This is a genomic window from Bombella sp. ESL0385, from assembly GCF_009725755.1.
Taxonomy (GTDB): domain Bacteria; phylum Pseudomonadota; class Alphaproteobacteria; order Acetobacterales; family Acetobacteraceae; genus Bombella; species Bombella pollinis.
In genome coordinates this window covers 224,337-241,778 of the sequence record NZ_WNIJ01000001.1, presented here as the reverse complement: position 1 = coordinate 241,778, position 17,442 = coordinate 224,337, and the positions used below count along the sequence as shown (strand labels likewise).

The window sequence follows — 17,442 nt, the reverse complement described above, 5'->3', positions numbered from 1 at the left end:
CATGAAACATGGGGCGTTCGTTTTTTGAGGCTTTAGGCCCTGCCCTATTGCCCCGCCTGTTGATTGATTGAGTGTCATGACTGAAGAATTCCACAAAATCCGCCGCCTGCCGCCTTATGTCTTTGCTGAAGTCAACAAAGCCAAAGCCGCCGCACGCGCCGCCGGGGAGGATATTGTGGATCTCGGCATGGGCAACCCAGACAGCCCACCCCCGCAGCATGTTATTGATAAATTAACCGAGACACTGCGTAACCCGCGTGTGCATGGTTACTCTGTCAGCCGTGGCATCCCCGGGTTACGTAAAGCCCAAGCCGCTTATTATGACCGCCGCTTTGGTGTGAAGTTGGACCCAGAGACGGAGATTATCGCCACCATCGGCTCTAAAGAAGGCTTAGCGAACCTCGCCTCAGCCATCACTAGCCCCGGCGATACCATCTTGGTGCCTAACCCCTCTTATCCTATCCATCAATTCGGCTTCATCATTGCTGGGGCCTCTGTCCGCTCTGTCCCTGCCTCACCTGATGAGACGATGCTGCGTGCGCTCCATCGTGCTGTTCGTCACTCCGTCCCCAAGCCAACGGCCCTCATCATCAATTTCCCCTCCAATCCGACAGCCTATCTCGCCTCTAAGGAGTTTTATAAAGAGATCGTCGCCTTCGCGCGGAAGGAGAATATCTGGGTCCTCTCCGACCTCGCTTATTCGGAAATCTATTTTGGTGATGAGCCTCCTCCTTCCATCCTCTCTATTGAGGGTGCAAAGGACATCGCTGTGGAGTTCACCTCCATGTCCAAGACCTACTCCATGGCGGGTTGGCGCATTGGCTTTGCAGCGGGCAACCCGCGTTTAATTCAGGCCCTCACACGCATTAAATCCTACCTGGATTATGGGGCTTTTACCCCTGTGCAGGTTGCTGCCACGGCCGCTCTTAATGGCCCGCAAGATTATGTGGAAGATATGCGCCTACTTTATAAAGATAGGCGCGATGTTCTTATCCGCGGCCTCCATGCTGCGGGATGGGATGTCCCCACACCGGAGGGATCGATGTTCGCATGGGCACCCATTCCGCCTCACTTCGCTCATATGGGCAGTGTGGCTTTCTCCAAGCTCTTATTGAAGGAAGCAAAAGTCGCCGTTGCCCCCGGATTAGGCTTTGGTGAACATGGGGATGGATTCGTCCGCATCGGGCTGGTGGAAAATAACCAACGCCTCCGCCAAGCCACACGCTCCATTAAAACATTCATGAACCACCATAACGCCGTTAAATCATAAACCCCGCCCCTTTTGGGGCTTGTCTCACCCTGATGAAAGCCACTGCACATGACTGCTGCCCTTCACAACACTGTATCATCTCCCGCCCTTCCGCCACTTCGGTTAGGTATTGCAGGCCTTGGGACAGTGGGGACGGGTGTCATTCGCCTATTGCGCGCCCACGCGGCTCTGCTCCAAAGCCGTACAGGCCGTCAGATTGAGGTTATTGCCGTCAGTGCCCGCAATCGCACACGCGACCGGGGGATCGACCTCTCCGCCCTGCAATGGTACGATGACCCTATCGCCCTTGCTGCCGCCCCTGATATTGATGTGGTGGTAGAGCTTATGGGCGGGGCAGATGGCGCGGCCCGTGCTTTGGTAGAGGCCGCCTTAAAGGCGGGCAAAGCTGTCGTCACAGCTAATAAAGCCCTTGTAGCTCGTCGTGCCCAAACGCTCGCGCGTCTCAGCCATAAACATAACGCCCCGCTTTTGTTTGAAGCAGCCGTGGCAGGGGGCATCCCCGCTATCAAAATGGTGCGCGAAGGGGTCGCCCCAGATGCCCTCACACGCTTAGGCGGCATCCTCAATGGGACAAGCAACTTCATCCTCACCGAGATGGCGGAAACAGGCCGCGCTTTTGATGATGTATTGAAGGAAGCTCAAGAGAAAGGCTATGCCGAGGCTGATCCCTCCGCTGATATTGATGGCTGGGATGCCGCCCATAAGCTAAGCATCCTCACGGCCATTGCCTTCCGCCCGATTCTCTTTGATAGTCTTGCCGTCAGCGGGATGCGCCGCATCACAACAAGCGATATTCATCAGGCCCGTAAGCTGGGTTATGCCATCAAAATGCTCGGTGTTACCCGCCGCCTTGCCGATGACCGCGTAGAAGCATGGGTGCAACCCTGCCTCATCCCCGCACAATCGGGCCTCGCGCAGGTTAATGGCGTGTATAATGCCCTCACAACGGAAGGGCCTTTCAGCGGGCCGATTACCATCTCCGGCCAAGGGGCGGGAGAAGGCCCTACAGCAAATGCGGTCATGGCCGATATTATCGACCTCGCCCGTGGTCATGCCCTCCCTCTCTGGGGCCGTATGGCAGAGCAAGCCCCCATCGCGTGTGAGCCGGTTGAAGGCTTGCCCAGCCGGTTCTATCTCCGCATCACGCTCAAAACCCCATCAGATGCGGCACCAGATGCTGCTACGGCCCTGCGTGAGGTCCGCACTATTTTAGAAAATGAGGCCCTCCCGGTAGAGAGCGGCCATCACCATATGGAGGGTGATGCTGCCCAGCTTATCTTCCTCACCGGCACCACAAGCTTGGCCGAGATTAACCGCCTCCTCCCCATTTTAGAGGAAGTCGCCTTTATCAACGGCACACCGCTTGCCCTCAAGCTGGAGGATTTACCATGAGTTCCCAGCCCTCCAGCATCACACCTCATGCGTACCGTGTAACGGGGCGGAATCTGGGCCTTGACCTCGCCCGTGTGACCGAGGCCGCTGCCATTGCCTCTGCCCGTTGGACAGGCCGTGGCGATAAAAATGCTGCGGATGCGGCCGCTGTTGCAGCAATGCGTACAGCCTTTGACACTGTTGCCATCAGCGGCACAGTGACCATTGGTGAGGGGGAAATGGATGAAGCCCCCATGCTCTATATTGGCGAAAAAGTAGGCCGCGGCGGCCCAGAGATGGATATTGCTGTGGACCCGCTGGAGGGAACCAATCTCTGCGCCCGTAGCCTGCCCAATGCCATCACTGTTGTAGCCCTCGCCCAAAAAGGCTGCTTCCTCCACGCGCCAGATATCTATATGCAAAAGCTCGCTGTAGGCCCCGGCCTGCCGGACGGCGTGATAGAGATTGATGCCTCTATAGGCCAAAATCTCGCTAATCTAGCACGCGCCAAACACTGCGATGTCAGCGACCTCACCCTCTGTGCGCTAGAGCGGGAACGCCATAATGAGCTTGTGGCCAAAGCACGCGAAGCCGGGGCGCGTGTCCGGCTCATCAGTGATGGTGATGTAGCCGCCGTCATCGCCACATGTTTGCCCAATAGCGGGGTCGATATTTATGCAGGCAGCGGTGGCGCACCGGAAGGTGTATTAGCCGCCGCGGCAATACGGTGCCTGAATGGCCAAATGCAAGGCCGCCTCCTTTTTGAGAACGAGGCCCAAATTACACGCACACGCAGCATGATTCGCGCTGACCTCGACCCTACACAGGCCCTTACCTTGGCCGATATGGCGGCTGGTCCTGTCTTTTTCTGCGCTACAGGGGTGACCTCTGGTGATTTGCTAAAAGGGGTGGAATATCCCAACCCGCATTATATCCGCACCCATTCCGTCATGATGCGCTCAGAGAGTGGCACAATCCGCTATATGGATGCTTATCACCATTTCGACCCTCATCTCGCTTAAGGACCTTTTACCCCTTTCATGCGTGCCACCTCGCCTTCTACCACCACTCCCCCCACTACGCCGGACCTTGTTTTAAATATACAACGCAGTGCAGGGCTACGCCGCTGGGTATGGCGGCATCCCCTCCTTGCCCAAGCAGATAACAGGCTGGCCCTCGCCCTTGCCCAGAAGCTGGATATGTCCGAGCTTACAGCACGCATCCTTGCAGGGCGTGGCATCACGGTAGAAACGGTGGAATCTTACCTCCAACCCCGTTTGCGCGATGCGCTGCCAAACCCTTCTTGCCTCAAAGATATGGACGCCACAGCAGCCCGTTTGGCAGCAGCCGTGACACACCATGAGACAATCGGCATCTTAGGGGATTATGATGTTGATGGAGCTTGTGGGACGGCCCTGCTCTGCTCCACACTCACTGCTTTAGGCTGCCAGGTTTTTACCCACATCCCTGACCGCATTGCCGAAGGCTATGGCCCCAACATCCCCGCTTTAGAAGGGCTCCTCCAACAAGGGGCGACACTGCTCGTATGTGTGGATTGCGGTACCGCCGCGGTTGAAACACTCGACCATTTTGAGAGCAGGGCGGACCGCATCGTACTAGACCATCACAAGCCCGATGGTATGCGCTTACCCAAAGGGTTGGTCGTCAACCCGAATCGTCTTGATTGTGAGTCCGGCCTTGGGCAGCTCTGTGCCACATCTGTTGCGTTCCTCACCATCATAGCCCTCCAACGCACACTCCGCCAGCAAGGGTGGTTCAACCACCATCCAGAGCCTGACCTTATGGCTCTGCTAGACCTCACAGCTTTAGCAACCATTTGTGATGTAATGCCCTTACAGGGGCTTAATCGCGCTCTTGTTGCCCAAGGCCTCAAAATCATGAATCGCCGTCAACGCCCCGGCTTAGCCGCACTGGCTGATATTGCCGGGGTAAAGGCCGATGCCACCGCAATGAGCTGCGGCTTTGCCCTAGGCCCGCGCATTAATGCTGGGGGACGTATTAGTAAAGCTGGGCAAGGTTTGCGGCTCCTCCTCAGCCCGACTGAAGACGATGCCCGCCCCATTGCCGAAGCCCTAGATGAAATCAACCGCAAAAGACAAACCGTTGAGAGCCATATTCTTGATGCAGCTATAGAGCAAGCCCAAACGCAGCTCGATGCTGGCCGTGCGGTTATCTTCCTCCACGGGGCAGATTGGCATCCCGGTGTGGTAGGCATTGTCGCAGGCCGGTTGAAAGAACGCTTTAACCGCCCTGCCCTTGTCGGAGCCTTGCAGGAAGGGATAGTAAAAGGCTCTGCCCGCTCCGTCACAGGGTTGGATATGGGGGCAGCCATTATTCAGGCCCAACAATCCGGGTTACTCTTAACCGGTGGGGGCCATGCTATGGCGGCTGGTTTCTCCCTTACTGAGGAACAATGCCCCGCTTTTCACACCTTCCTAGACGATATGCTCAGTGAGGCACGCACTCTCCCCCCGCAAGATGATTTGCTCTTGGATGGTGTGGTGAATATTCAAGGGGCAACAGCTACGCTCGCCCAGACCATTGCCCAACTAGCCCCTTTTGGACCGGGAAATGAAGAACCCCTTTTAGCCCTCCGCAATGTACGCTGTGTTAAGGCCGACCGCATCGGCCAAGATGGCAATACGTTACGGGTGATTCTCCAAGATAGCGATGGCCGTAACCGCCTTAAAGGGTTGCTTTTTCGCGCTGGGGAAAAGCGTTTTACCCCCCTCTTAGAGGATAAGAGCCGCCCCCTCCTCCATATTGCTGGACAATTACGATTAGAGCGTTGGCAAGAGCGAGAAAATCTTACTTTTTTCATTTTTGACGCCGCATTGGCTTGACGTCACGCCCCATCCTGCCTATTAACCCCTCACGCCTTTAGTCCCGTTCGTCTAGAGGCCTAGGACACCGCCCTTTCACGGCGGCAACACGGGTTCGAATCCCGTACGGGACGCCATTTTCAGTATAATTGAAAATAAAGCGGCTCAGTTTCATTCAAAAACAATTTTCTAACCTTTAACGTTACTCCTATAGTGATGCAGCCTTCCCTTTTCATTTGGAGGCTTGCATGCCCTCTCTTGCCTCCCTACCCAACATATTATCTTTATTAAAGCGCCATCTTCCCCGCATCGCTATCACAGGGTTAGCCCTGCCTCTTATTGTCCTTCCCGCTTATGCGCGTGCGCCATTGGTGAATCTCGGCAATGCCACTGCAGCGGGGGAGGACGCCTCCACGGCCATCTTTGATAACCTCTCCCACAACATCTTCGATATATCGCCTTTAGGCAGCCTTTATAGCCTGCTCTCCCCTTTCCCGAGTTGGAGCAATCATCTCACCCTCCTCGGCGCAATGGGGGGGCTGCGGACCCAAATGGCCAAAATCGGCCTTGTTCTAGCCGTTCAAGAAACATCAGAACTTTTTGGCAATATCTCTGGTGGGTTCCGTCGCGGGGCAGCTTATGACGGCATGACAACAGCCGTCCTTCAACTCAACACACAACGCGCTTTTGGATGGTCGGGCGGGACATTCCAAGTCAGTATGGAGCAAATACACGGCCGTAATCTCAGTGCGGATAATCTTGGTGTGTATCAAACTATCAGCGGGATTGAGGCCGACCGCTCCACCCGTTTATGGGAGTTATGGTTTGACCAAAAATTCCTCCCCCATCACACGCTCGACATCAAAATCGGCCAGCAAAGCTTGGACCAAGAATGGATGATCAGCAATAATGCGCTGCTCTTTGCCAATACGATGTTCGGCTGGCCGATGCTCCCTTCAGCCGACCTCCCCGGTGGTGGCCCAGCCTCTCCTCTTGCCAGCCTTGGGGGACGTGCCCGGTATCATGTCGTAAAGCCACTCTACATCCAAGCAGGCATCTTTAGTGGTAGCCCCGCTTATGCCCGCACTGGCGATGCCCAAAAGAGCAACCGCTCCGGCACAAGCTTTGTCCTCAATCGCGGTATATTTGCTATTGCGGAACTCCAATATGCGCGTGGCGAGCTAAAACATATCGCCTCACCTGAGGAAGCCACAACCCTGCCCTATGTCTATCGTCTAGGCGGTTGGTATGATTCCGAGCCCTTTGCTGACCAATATGGGGATGAACATGGCATCGCCCTAAGCTCCCCCCAAAGTACCGGTAGGGCACGCCTCCATCGTGGGGCCTTTAGCCTCTATGCTGTGATGGACCAAACACTCTGGCACAGCCATCACAATTTAAGCCGCGCTCTGGCTCTCTTTGCCCGTGTAATGGGCACCCCACAATCAGACCGTGTGCCGATTGATTTCAGCATGAATGCTGGCCTCACCCTCAAAGCCCCTCTCCCCGCTCATCCTTATGATGTGCTGGGCCTTGGCATGGGCTACACCCATACAAGCCATAGCCTTGCCCAATATGACCGCGCTGTACAAACACATACAAATCGCTATAGCCCTGCTCAAGGCAGCGAAACCTTTATGGAGCTAATGTATCTTGGCCAAATGACAGGTTGGCTCCAACTCCAGCCGGATTTTCAATATATCTTCAACCCCTCTGGGGGCATCCCTAATCCGCTCCATCCCACACGGCGTATTAAAAATATCGCCGTCTTTGGGCTGCGCGCAAATATTACGTTATAAAAACAAATATACTCCATAATGCCCCATCCTACGTCAAAATGGAGTGACAGAAGCTAGCGTTACTATTTTGTTGCGAATGATTATTAGAATCGTTGACTTTTAGAAAAGCTTTTTTATATCTGTAATAAATATCACCCATGAGTTGGACATCATCATGACCCCTCCTCACACCGCTCTGCTGGATAGACAATCACCCCTAAAACGTTTCCTAAAAGCAATGAATCTCGCAGGGGCGGGTGCCCTCCTTTTAGCTGGACATATAGCTTATGCCCGTGCGCCGATGGTCAATATCGGCAATGCGGCCGCTGCGGGTGATGAATCATCAGATGGTGTATTTGGCTTCCTCTCCAACTGGAAGCGCGATGCCAACCTGCTTGGCAATATGTGGGGCTTACGCACAGAGATGGGCAAAGCCGGGCTTGTCCTTGCTATTCAAGAAACATCGGAGCTTTTTGCCAATGTCTCTGGTGGGTTTCATAAAGGCCCTGCTTATGATGGGCTGACAACGGCCGTCCTGCAAATGAACACACAACGCGCTTTTGGCTGGTATGGCGGGACCTTCCAAATCAGTATGGAACAAATCCATGGCCGTAGTTTAAGTGCTGATAATCTTGGTGTGTATCAAACTGTCAGCGGGATTGAGGCTGACCGCTCCACCCGCTTATGGGAAATGTGGTTTGACCAAAAATTCCTCGACCAACAGGCTCTTGATATTAAAATTGGCCAACAAAGCTTGGACCAAGAATGGATGGTCAGCAATAACGCCCTCGTCTTTGCCAATACGATGTTCGGCTGGCCGATGCTCCCCTCTGCCGACCTCCCCGGCGGTGGCCCGGCCTATCCGCTCTCCAGCCTTGGGGTACGCGCACGCTATTGGGCAGCAACGCCGCTTTATATTCAAGGAGGCGTGTTTAGCGGCAGCCCCGTCCATAACCGTACAGGCGACCCCCAACAACATAATCGCTCTGGCACAAGCTTTACGCTCGACCGTGGGGTGATGGCGATTATGGAGCTCCAATATGTCTATCCGGGCCTTGGGGCTATGGTCTCCCCCGATGATGCTGACGCCCTCTCCCGCGTTTATCGCATCGGAGGCTGGTATAATTCCGAGCCTTTTGCCGACCAATATTGGGATACAAGTGGCACATCCCTCGCCTCCCCCGATAGTAATGGAGCCCCACGCAGGCATAGAGGGGCTTTTAGCCTTTATGCCGTGGTTGACCAAATGCTCTGGCATAGTCACTTCGACCCTAACCGCACCTTCAATATGTTTGCCCGCGTTATGGGAACGCCGCAATCACACCGCGTGCCGATTGATTTCAGCATGAATTTTGGCTTCACCTTAAAAGACCCTCTCCCCTACCGCCAAGATGATACGTTAGGCCTCGGGATGGGCTACACCCATGTTAGCCACGCCCTGGCAAAATATGATCGCGCCGTGCGGAACTATTCTGGCACCTATAACCCTACCCAAACCGGCGAGACCTATATGGAGCTGATGTATCAATGCCAGATGACAGGCTGGCTCCAACTTCAGCCGGACTTCCAATATCTCTTTAACCCCTCTGGGGGCATCCCCAACCCACTCCATCCCACACGGCGCATTAAAGATATTGCCGTCCTTGGGCTGCGCGCCATCATTGCTCTGTAAGGATAGACATCATGCGCATTAAACCACTCTCCTCTCGCCCTTTTACCCTCCTTACTCTCGGCTTCTTGCTAGGCTGGCAGCTCTCCTCCACGCAGGCTCAGGCTGCCCCAAAAGGGTTTTTAGAGACCATCCACCGCCATGCCATGCTCGCTTCCACTAGCCCCGGTAATGGCGACCTCAACCCTTATGCAATTTATGTTGTCCCCCAAGATATGGGGAGCCTGAAGAAAGATGAGGTACTTGTTACTAATTTTAACAACGTCAATAATCTACAAGGTACAGGCACAACCATTGTTGCTTACTCTCCCGTAACGAAAAGCGTACGCCTCTTTGCCAGCGCGCCCGCTCATCTCGCCGCCTGCCCCGGTGGTATAGGCTTTACTACGGCTCTCACAGTGCTCAAATCCGGCTGGGTGATTGTCGGCAGCACCCCTAGCAAAGATGGCACAACCGGCACAAAGGGCGATGGTTGCTTGCTCGTCTTTGATGCAAACGGCACCTTTACCACAGCATGGAAAGGCCCGCTCATCACTGGCCCATGGGGCAATATTGCCAGCGTAGATAATGGCGATAAGGCAGTGCTTTTTATCTCCATGGCCGCAGCGGGCTTGCCCAGCCCTTATGTGAGCGACCCTGTCACCCATTATCCTCCCATCTTACATAATGCGACAGTGGTGCGCTTTAACCTCGACATCCCCGCAGGCAAGCCCCCTGTTATCGCCCAACAAACCGTCATTGCCAGTGGTTTTGCTGGGCGTGCGGACCGCGATAACTTCCTCTTTGGCCCCACAGGCTTAGCCCTAGATACTGATGGCACATTATACGTCACCGATGGCTATGATGAGGAAGTCACCGCTATTGATAACGCCCTCACCCGCACCGAGCCTGTAACACGCCAAAATGATGCTGTTGGACGCATCATCACCAAAGGCAAATTGCTCAACTGGCCTTTAGCGATGATTTGGGTCCCCGGCCATCATTTGCTTGTTGCCAATGGCCGTAATGGGCAAGTGGTAGAGATTGACCCGGTGGCGAAAAAACAGCTTTACGCCCAATGGGTAGATAATGACCAAGCCCAGCAACCACCCGGTAATGGCGACCTCTTTGGCCTTGCTATGACACCAGATAATAAGGGTTTTTATTATGTCGAAGACGATATGAATACCCTCAATGTCAGCCTACCATAAGGGTGAAAGCCATGGCTCATCTCCTCACACGCCGTAAAGCTCTAGGCACTGCTCTTGGTATGGCTGGGCTGGGCTGCCTCGCCCCGCGCCATGCTTGGGCGACATCCCCCGCAGAGTTCCTCCATCAACCGGGTATTACCCTGCCACAACTGCCTTTTCTCTATTTCCTCACGCTGGATATCACGACCGAGAACCGCCATGATGTTGCCCAGCTTATGCAACGCTGGACGGACGCCGCAGCGGCTCTTATGGCAGGGAAGCCCATCCCCGGCCTTGTTGATTCTGATGAGACATACGGCCTGCCTCATCAGGCCCTAACGCTCACCTTTGGCTTTGGCCCCACCCTTTTTACCAAAGAGGGGAAAGATAGGTTCGGCCTCGCTGCCCAACGGCCCGCCCCCTTAGCCGACCTCCCCCGCTTTACAGGGGACCAGCTTGTCCCCGCCCATACGGGGGGCGATTTGTGCATCCAAAGCTGTGCCGATAATCCGCAAACGGCTTTTCATGCCATCCGCATCCTCACCCGCCTTGCTGATGGCATCGCCACACCACGTTGGGCACAAACGGGCTTCCTCCCCGATTTTGGGCCGCACCAAACGGGCCGCAATCTTATGGGCTTTAAAGATGGGACCATGCAGCCCAATATTGCCGACCCTGCTGTTGCTAAGCGCGTCCTCTGGGCCGCAGATGATGATAAAGCATGGATGGCAGGCGGGACCTATCTCGTTGCCCGGATTATCCGCATTGCCCTAGAGCATTGGGACCGCACGAAAACCAGCTTCCAAGAGGAGACAATGGGGCGGCAAAAACGCAGCGGGGCCCCTATTGGGGGGCATCATGAGTTTGATCCCCTCACCCTCAAACAAACCGATAAATACGGTAATCCCATCACGGCGGAGGCTTCCCATGCACGCCTTGCCGCCCCAGAAGAGAATGGCGGAGCGGAGTTTTTAAGGCGCGCTTACTCCTACGATAATGGCCTAAGCTACATCGCAGAGCGTTGGCCCCCGTGGCGACAGGGCAATGAGTTTGATACTGGCTTGATGTTCCTTGCCTATCAGCAAGACCCACGCAAAGCCTTCACCCGCATTTTTGAGCGTATGGCAAAGTTCGATATGATGAACCAATACACAACCCATATTGGCAGCGGTCTGTTTGCCTGCCCCGGCTATCGTAAAGGTCATTATCTCGGTGAGGACCTGCTAATGACGCGCTAAGAGAATACCCTCTACCTCTACCAACAGCTCCGCTCGGCAAATATCTGCCACCAAGAGCGGGGCTTGACCAGCAGGACACGGAAAAGCACGCTCTATTGCCGCTTGCACAGCAGACACATCCTTAGGATGACGCACATAGAGCTTTATGCTCTCAAACCGACCAGCCTGAAGGCACGGAAAGCGTTTCTCTGCTGCCGCACGCAGGCTATGGATTGTCTCAATTGTAATGGCAAGTTGCTCATCAAGCGTATGACCAACCGATTCATGCCCACGAATACTAGCCGTGCCAGAAAGGTAAAGGACTGTCTGACTCTCACCCTCCATCACTGTAGCCCGTGCAAAAGACGGGGACCGCCGCCCATAACGTGGTGGATAATGATAAGCAGGCAACTGAGATGGGTTTTCTACATTCACGCCCTGCATGACACGATGAGCAATAAGATAAACAGCCACTCCTCCCGCGGGCAACCCAATCCCTGTCGCAGCAGGTAGGGCCGTAAGCTCTACCCCCAGCGCATCGAATGCCTGCGCTCGCCCGCGGCAGAAATCGCGATAGCGCTCCTCCCCATACTCATTATCCTGATTGATCGCCCCTAAATAATTCCACATCCGATAAATATGGGGGAAGCCCTTCTGCCGGCTTAATGTGATCAAACGCTCATAATGTGTTTGTACTGCATCGCATAATTCTGGCTGGTCTTGCACCCAAAAAGCTGCAAACAACACATCACCTTCGCAGCTCCAACCTATGCCAGATTCCTTACCGGCCATACGCGGTATAATAGACGCTGTGCCCTCAGCCTGTTGTTCTCCTATCTGCATAGGATGCCATGTTTCATAAAGAACAGGCGAAGGGCCGGGAAGGGTCATAAAAACACATCCCTGTGCGACCTCTACCCCAGCTTCATCGCCCCCATAACGCACGCAAGCCAGAGGGTTATGCGCTGTCTCAACAGGCGTACCCCTCGCATAATGGGGCACCAATACCCGCCGCTTAAAAGACGATGTCACAGCTTAGACGCGCCCCATATAAGCACGGAAAATCCCCAACGCGACATCACAGCGCACATCCTGAAACCCCGCAGCTTCCATCGCGGCCATAATCTCCTGATAAGACACGCAATGATCTATCGTATCCCAATAATAATCCATCAAACGACGACTAGCCCGCGAGGCCGCCACACCAGAGAGAAACGGCACAACACGCCCTAAATAAAACTGCAAAAGCTTTTGAACGATTTTATGCTCTGCCCGGCTGATCTCCAAAATCAAAACACGACCGCCAGGCTTCAACACACGATGGTAAGAGGCAAACGTTTGCTGTAAATCCGCTACATGCCGCAACGCATAGCCCATGCTGAGGAAATCGATACTCCCATCAGCAAAAGGCAATGACATCGCATTCCCTTGTACAAGAGAAATAGGTAAAGAATGACGGCATTGCTGGAGCATCCCAAAGCTCATATCCAGCCCGGTCACCTTTTCTGCGCCCACAATGGCCATTGCCTCGCGCGCAACAAGGCCCGTCCCCACCGCGACATCTAAAACATTTTGGCCTGCCCTTAACCCCGCCTTGTGCAACATTTGCCGGCGATAACGACCACCCGTCCCTAACGAAAACAAAGCGTTGATACGGTCATAATGGCTGGCTGTTTCATCAAACAAACCACTAACGAATTCTTCGCGTTCTTCACGATGTGCATAAAAGCGCGATAAAACAGGATGAGGAGATTTAGGAGAATTAGACATGCCGCCTCCTTAGCACATCCGACAATAAATGCATCTACTATCCCTCTTACACACACCCCATATATGCGTGAAACACACCACAAGAGACCTCGCACCGTATATTATGAAACCCCGCACGCTCCATCGCTGCGATCACATCGTGGCGAAATACACAGCTCTCTAGCGTATCCCAATAATAATTCATCAGGCCGCGACTCGCCCGATACGCCGCTTGCCCCGATAAAAATGGAACAACCCGTCCTAGATAAATATGCAATAATTTATGCAATAGACGGCTCTCCGCCCGCCCAATCTCCAGGACCAAAATCCGCCCGCCCGGTTTTAACACACGGCGGCAAGCAGCGAAGGTTTGAGTCAAATCTTCCATCAAACGCAACGCATAACCTAGACTAAGGAAGTCAATACTCTCATCGCCAAAAGGAAGGGACATCACATCCCCCTGCACAAGCGAAATAGGCAAAGCGCGTTGGCATTGCTGGAGCATACCCCAACTTACATCCACCCCTATAACATGCTCCGCCCCTATAATAGCTACCTCCTCCCGCGCGATGAGGCCTGTGCCAATAGCCACATCCAAAACGGTTTGCCCCGGCTGCAACCCCGCACGCCTGAGCATACGACGACGATACCAACGACCCGTCCCTAGAGAAAATAAGCTATTTATCCGATCATAATATATTGCCACGTCATCAAATAAACCACGCGCCATAATGCCCTCCCGCATGTCCCCAGGCACAAAAGACGATGAGCGTTGTGAAGAAAATGTACTATCAGACATGGCCTATTTCATCACATATGAGTGAACTATTTAAGACCTATCAGAATAGAGAGTTCTTTCTCATAAAAACAACACGGCTTGCCATAATATTTTGCTTTAATGTGGCATGTTGATAGTGACGGATAATCACCCGCCGCAGAGGCATCTCACCACAAAATAAAAGCAATGCCACGCCCAACGTACCGCCGCGTATGGGGATATGCCACCATCCTTGCTGTGGCGCATAGAGCCACAAAATAACCGGGGCCCCCAAGGCGATCATAAAAAAGCCGCTCCACACCCATGTTAGGATGATCGTGTAACGCCGTATATCCTGGCGCAAAGACCCGTGTACTGCCTCAGCTAATTGTGTGATAAACGCCGTCTGCCCCCGCCGTAAGGAGCGTACAAACATCATAAACGGCCCCAGCAAAGCCAGCGCATAAAGTAAGAGCTGGTCCCCCAGCCGCACAAAGCCCGGCCATAACCCGCCGGCCACCCCTATACACAATAATAATCCATAACCCCAACACACCCGGTATGGCAGCAACATCACAAGCTGCATCATCATACCCAACCCGACACATACTGCCTGCCACTGAGGCCCTCCGATTGTCAGATTCACCACTCCTACACCACTAGCAAATATGACAATCCGCCAAAGCCAAGCCCTACGGCTCTTGCTGCCTGCTACACCCGGTGTTAAGAGGTCACAGCTTTTACCCTTCATATAAATGGATGCCTCTTTCAGTGACAGCCACTGCCCCTTTGCATGAACAAACCCCCTTTGAGCACGAGGTTGCAACACATCTTGTGGACGCCGTGCAGCTTGATATGGACCCCCACGACATCGACCCAGAGACGCCCCTTTTTGGGGAAGGGTTGGGGCTCGATTCCATTGATGTGCTTGAAATTGCCCTGATGGTCAACACACAGTACGGCATCAAGCTGGAATCACATGATGATAACAATCGTGAGATATTCCACTCATTACGCTCCCTTGCACATTATATTGAGGCTCATCGTCCATCGTAACGCGATTTGCCTCATCCATGCACGCCTCTTTTGATCTATCCCTCATCACCGCACCAGCACGCCCTATTTTTTACATGATGGCCGGGCCTATTAGCGGTGAGCAACTTCTCTCCTTCGCATGGGCCTTGGCTGATCATTGGCCAGAACGCCCCATTATCAACCTCCATACCGACCCTCTACACTTTACCATCGTCTTTTTAGCAAGCCTGCTAAAGGGACAATATTGCATACTCTCCAGCAATCACGCAGCTTCGCAATTACTGGCCTTACAAAAGGAACATAACGCCCTTTGCAGCAGCCCTACAGCGTTGCCAGAAGAGCTGGTGAATCTGTCCCTCCCACCTCTGGCCACACTCAAGGCAACACAATCAGATAATCCCCACCTTGCTGTGGACTATAAAGCGGCCTACGTCTTTACCTCAGGCAGTACGGGCCAAGCTAAAATGCATATTAAATATTGGGGGGAGCTTGTCGCTCGCAGTCACGCAGCCCTACCCCTCCTCGCCCCACATCATCCCACCACTACGACTATGCTAGGTACGGTACCGCCCTACCATATGTACGGGTTTGAGACACTCATCCTCCAAAGCCTCCATACCCACACAGCCACAGCAAGCGGCCCTTCCTTCTTCCCCCGCGATGTCGAAAAACTAGCCGCTCACATACCCACAGAACATACGCTCATCACAACGCCAGTGCATCTACGCTCCCTCACCACAGCACGTATCGCCCTGCCAGAAGTAAGGCGCATTATCTCCGCCTCTGCTCCCCTGCCCCATGACCTCGCTCTTGAGGCAGAAACCCTTTTCCACGCCCCAGTGATGGAGATTTATGGCTCTACCGAGACAGGCTCCATTGCTAGCCGCCGCACAATAAACCCCGACCCATGGCAACTTTACGACGGGGTAACCCTAACTGCAGACCCAACCTCAACAGATGCAGAGGCCTATATCTGCACCGCTCCCTATGCAACACCTCACCCCCTTAATGACATTATCACCCAAAAAGGGCCACGCCATTTCACGCTCATGAGCCGCAAAGGGGACCTCCTCAAAATCGCGGGAAAACGCACCTCTTATGGAGCCCTTAACAAAGCACTCCTCCAACTAGACGGGGTCTTAGATGGCTGCTTCGCCCCCCTCTTTAGTGAAGCAGAGCTCCAAAACGACAAGCCAGAACCCACGCGCTTGCAAGCCTTTATTGTCAGCTCAATAGACGATACTACTGCCCTTATGCGGGCCCTGCGCCATTATATTGACCCCGCCTTTATGCCACGCCGGTTTGTCCGCCTGCCGCATTTACCACGCAATGCCATTGGCAAACTTACACGGCACGCTTGGGAGAGCCTCATCCGCGATTATGCTGAAAAACGCTCCTATCCACCTTTTTCCATCCCAGCTACACACCCTGCCCTCCCTGGCCATTTTCCCCAGAATCCTACTGTGCCAGGCATTGTCCTGCTGGAGGAAGTCTTTACACGCTTAAAGCTCAAACCCCATTTTATCGAAAATGTAAAATTTCTCTCCATTGTCCGCCCGGAGGAACCACTCCATCTTTTCTCCAGTGCTTTAGGCGGTGGCCGGATCCGCTTTAGTTTGCATCATCATGACGGCCATACCACCACAAGCACCATCCTCCGTGGTACGGCTAAGGGCCCATCCTTATGAGCGCCAACACATGGCTCCGCCCAGAAAAGGGTAATCTAGTAATCGGCCGGCTGCTCATTTGGGTTGCACTGCATTTGGGGTACCACATCACAGCGTTATTCCGCTGGCCTGCAACCCTTTATTACGCCACCTTTTATCCTTCGGTGCGCCGTGCCTCATGGCGCTATCTTACTCATCTCCATAATGTTGGGCGAGGTCAACAGCCCCATTATGGTATGGTCCTTGCACATATTTATGCTTACAGCACCAATATTTTAGACCGCATTTATCTTCTCAGTGGACGTTTCCCACCCCATAAAATCCATATCCATGGGCGCGACTACCTCTTAGACGCCCTAAAACAACAAAAAGGCTGCATCATCATGGGGGCACATATTGGCTCTTTTGATGTCCTCCGTTATTTCGGCATAGATGCCCCTGTCCGCTTTCGCATGTTGATGTATCGACGGTTCCTAGGGGAAACCTCACGTTTGATTGAAACCCTTGCCCCGACCTTTCAAGCCGACCTCATTGAGCTTGGCCATGCAGATAGTATGCTCACAACCTTCAACGCCCTTAAACAAGGGGAGGTAGTGGGCATATTAGCCGACCGCGCCCATGATGATAGCCGCTCTGTCCCTGTGACATTTCTTGGGCAAACCGCCCGCCTTCCCGCAGGGCCGCATCAACTTGCTGCCCGTACAGGCGCCCCGGTTGTGCTTGTCTCAGCCATTCGGCAGAAAAATGGCTCTTACCATATTGCATGCCGCCGCCTTACTGATACTCTCTCACAAGGGGAAACACAGTCCACTTTACATCCGCACATCCTCGCCTATGCCCGCTGGATGGAAGATTTATGTGAGCAAAACCCTTATGCTTGGTTCAATTTTTTCGACTTCTGGGAAGAAGGTCTCTGA

General features: G+C 53.8%; 15 protein-coding genes and 1 tRNA gene. 12 read left to right on the top strand and 4 right to left on the bottom strand.

The genetic code is table 11. The annotated features are described in order from the left end of the window. Positions 1-76: 76 nt before the first annotated feature. The 9 genes from GM557_RS01095 (at position 77) to GM557_RS01055 (ending at position 11,338) form a co-directional block, all read left to right on the top strand. Positions 77-1,270, top strand: a complete 1,194-nt coding sequence (locus GM557_RS01095; RefSeq protein WP_155572613.1) for an LL-diaminopimelate aminotransferase — start codon at positions 77-79, stop codon at positions 1,268-1,270. Positions 1,271-1,318: 48 nt separating this feature from the next. Then, positions 1,319-2,662, top strand: a complete 1,344-nt coding sequence (locus GM557_RS01090) for a homoserine dehydrogenase (protein WP_155572612.1) — start codon at positions 1,319-1,321, stop codon at positions 2,660-2,662. After that, positions 2,659-3,663, top strand: a complete 1,005-nt coding sequence (gene glpX, locus GM557_RS01085) for a class II fructose-bisphosphatase (protein ID WP_155572611.1) — start codon at positions 2,659-2,661, stop codon at positions 3,661-3,663. Before GM557_RS01090 ends, glpX begins: the two co-directional genes overlap by 4 nt. Positions 3,664-3,681: 18 nt before the next feature. After that, entirely contained in the window at positions 3,682-5,505 is a 1,824-nt protein-coding gene (gene recJ, locus GM557_RS01080; protein ID WP_155572610.1) for a single-stranded-DNA-specific exonuclease RecJ, read from the top strand. A gap of 40 nt (positions 5,506-5,545) precedes the next feature. Next, positions 5,546-5,621: transfer RNA gene (locus GM557_RS01075), tRNA-Glu, on the top strand. Between the two features lie 111 nt (positions 5,622-5,732). Further along, on the top strand, positions 5,733-7,283 hold the full coding sequence (locus GM557_RS01070; RefSeq protein ID WP_155572609.1) for a carbohydrate porin: 1,551 nt from the start codon (positions 5,733-5,735) through the stop codon (positions 7,281-7,283). A 154-nt stretch (positions 7,284-7,437) separates the two neighbouring features. After that, the gene (locus tag GM557_RS01065) at positions 7,438-8,934 is read left to right on the top strand and encodes a carbohydrate porin (RefSeq protein WP_155572608.1); all 1,497 of its coding nucleotides are present in this window, start codon (positions 7,438-7,440) and stop codon (positions 8,932-8,934) included. A gap of 11 nt (positions 8,935-8,945) precedes the next feature. Further along, a complete protein-coding gene (locus tag GM557_RS01060) occupies positions 8,946-10,121 on the top strand; it encodes a hypothetical protein (protein ID WP_230880564.1) in 1,176 nt (391 codons plus the stop codon). An 11-nt stretch (positions 10,122-10,132) separates the two neighbouring features. Beyond that, on the top strand, positions 10,133-11,338 hold the full coding sequence (locus tag GM557_RS01055) for a Dyp-type peroxidase (RefSeq protein ID WP_155572607.1): 1,206 nt from the start codon (positions 10,133-10,135) through the stop codon (positions 11,336-11,338). Here GM557_RS01055 and GM557_RS01050 read toward each other — a convergent pair. Genes GM557_RS01050 through GM557_RS01035 form a run of 4 tightly spaced genes read right to left on the bottom strand, consistent with a single transcriptional unit; the run spans position 11,324 to position 14,574 of the window. Next, on the bottom strand, positions 11,324-12,349 hold the full coding sequence (locus tag GM557_RS01050) for a reactive intermediate/imine deaminase (RefSeq protein ID WP_155572606.1): 1,026 nt from the start codon (positions 12,347-12,349) through the stop codon (positions 11,324-11,326). The genes GM557_RS01055 and GM557_RS01050 overlap by 15 nt on opposite strands. A gap of 3 nt (positions 12,350-12,352) precedes the next feature. Further along, positions 12,353-13,087 (bottom strand): class I SAM-dependent methyltransferase, encoded by a 735-nt coding sequence (locus GM557_RS01045; protein WP_155572605.1) that lies wholly within the window; start codon positions 13,085-13,087, stop codon positions 12,353-12,355. 46 nt (positions 13,088-13,133) lie between these two features. Further along, complete coding sequence (locus tag GM557_RS01040; RefSeq protein ID WP_099026504.1) at positions 13,134-13,865, bottom strand: class I SAM-dependent methyltransferase; 732 nt, start codon at positions 13,863-13,865, stop codon at positions 13,134-13,136. A 40-nt stretch (positions 13,866-13,905) separates the two neighbouring features. After that, positions 13,906-14,574 (bottom strand): hypothetical protein, encoded by a 669-nt coding sequence (locus GM557_RS01035; protein ID WP_155572604.1) that lies wholly within the window; start codon positions 14,572-14,574, stop codon positions 13,906-13,908. Positions 14,575-14,594: 20 nt separating this feature from the next. On the opposite strand from GM557_RS01035, the gene GM557_RS01030 reads away from it, so the two are divergent. From GM557_RS01030 to GM557_RS01020, 3 genes are read left to right on the top strand one after another with little or no spacing between them, the layout of a single operon-like run. Next, complete coding sequence (locus GM557_RS01030) at positions 14,595-14,879, top strand: phosphopantetheine-binding protein (protein ID WP_257875103.1); 285 nt, start codon at positions 14,595-14,597, stop codon at positions 14,877-14,879. Between the two features lie 17 nt (positions 14,880-14,896). Continuing rightward, complete coding sequence (locus tag GM557_RS01025; RefSeq protein ID WP_155572603.1) at positions 14,897-16,546, top strand: AMP-binding protein; 1,650 nt, start codon at positions 14,897-14,899, stop codon at positions 16,544-16,546. Then, a complete protein-coding gene (locus tag GM557_RS01020; protein WP_099026508.1) occupies positions 16,543-17,442 on the top strand; it encodes an acyltransferase in 900 nt (299 codons plus the stop codon). Before GM557_RS01025 ends, GM557_RS01020 begins: the two co-directional genes overlap by 4 nt.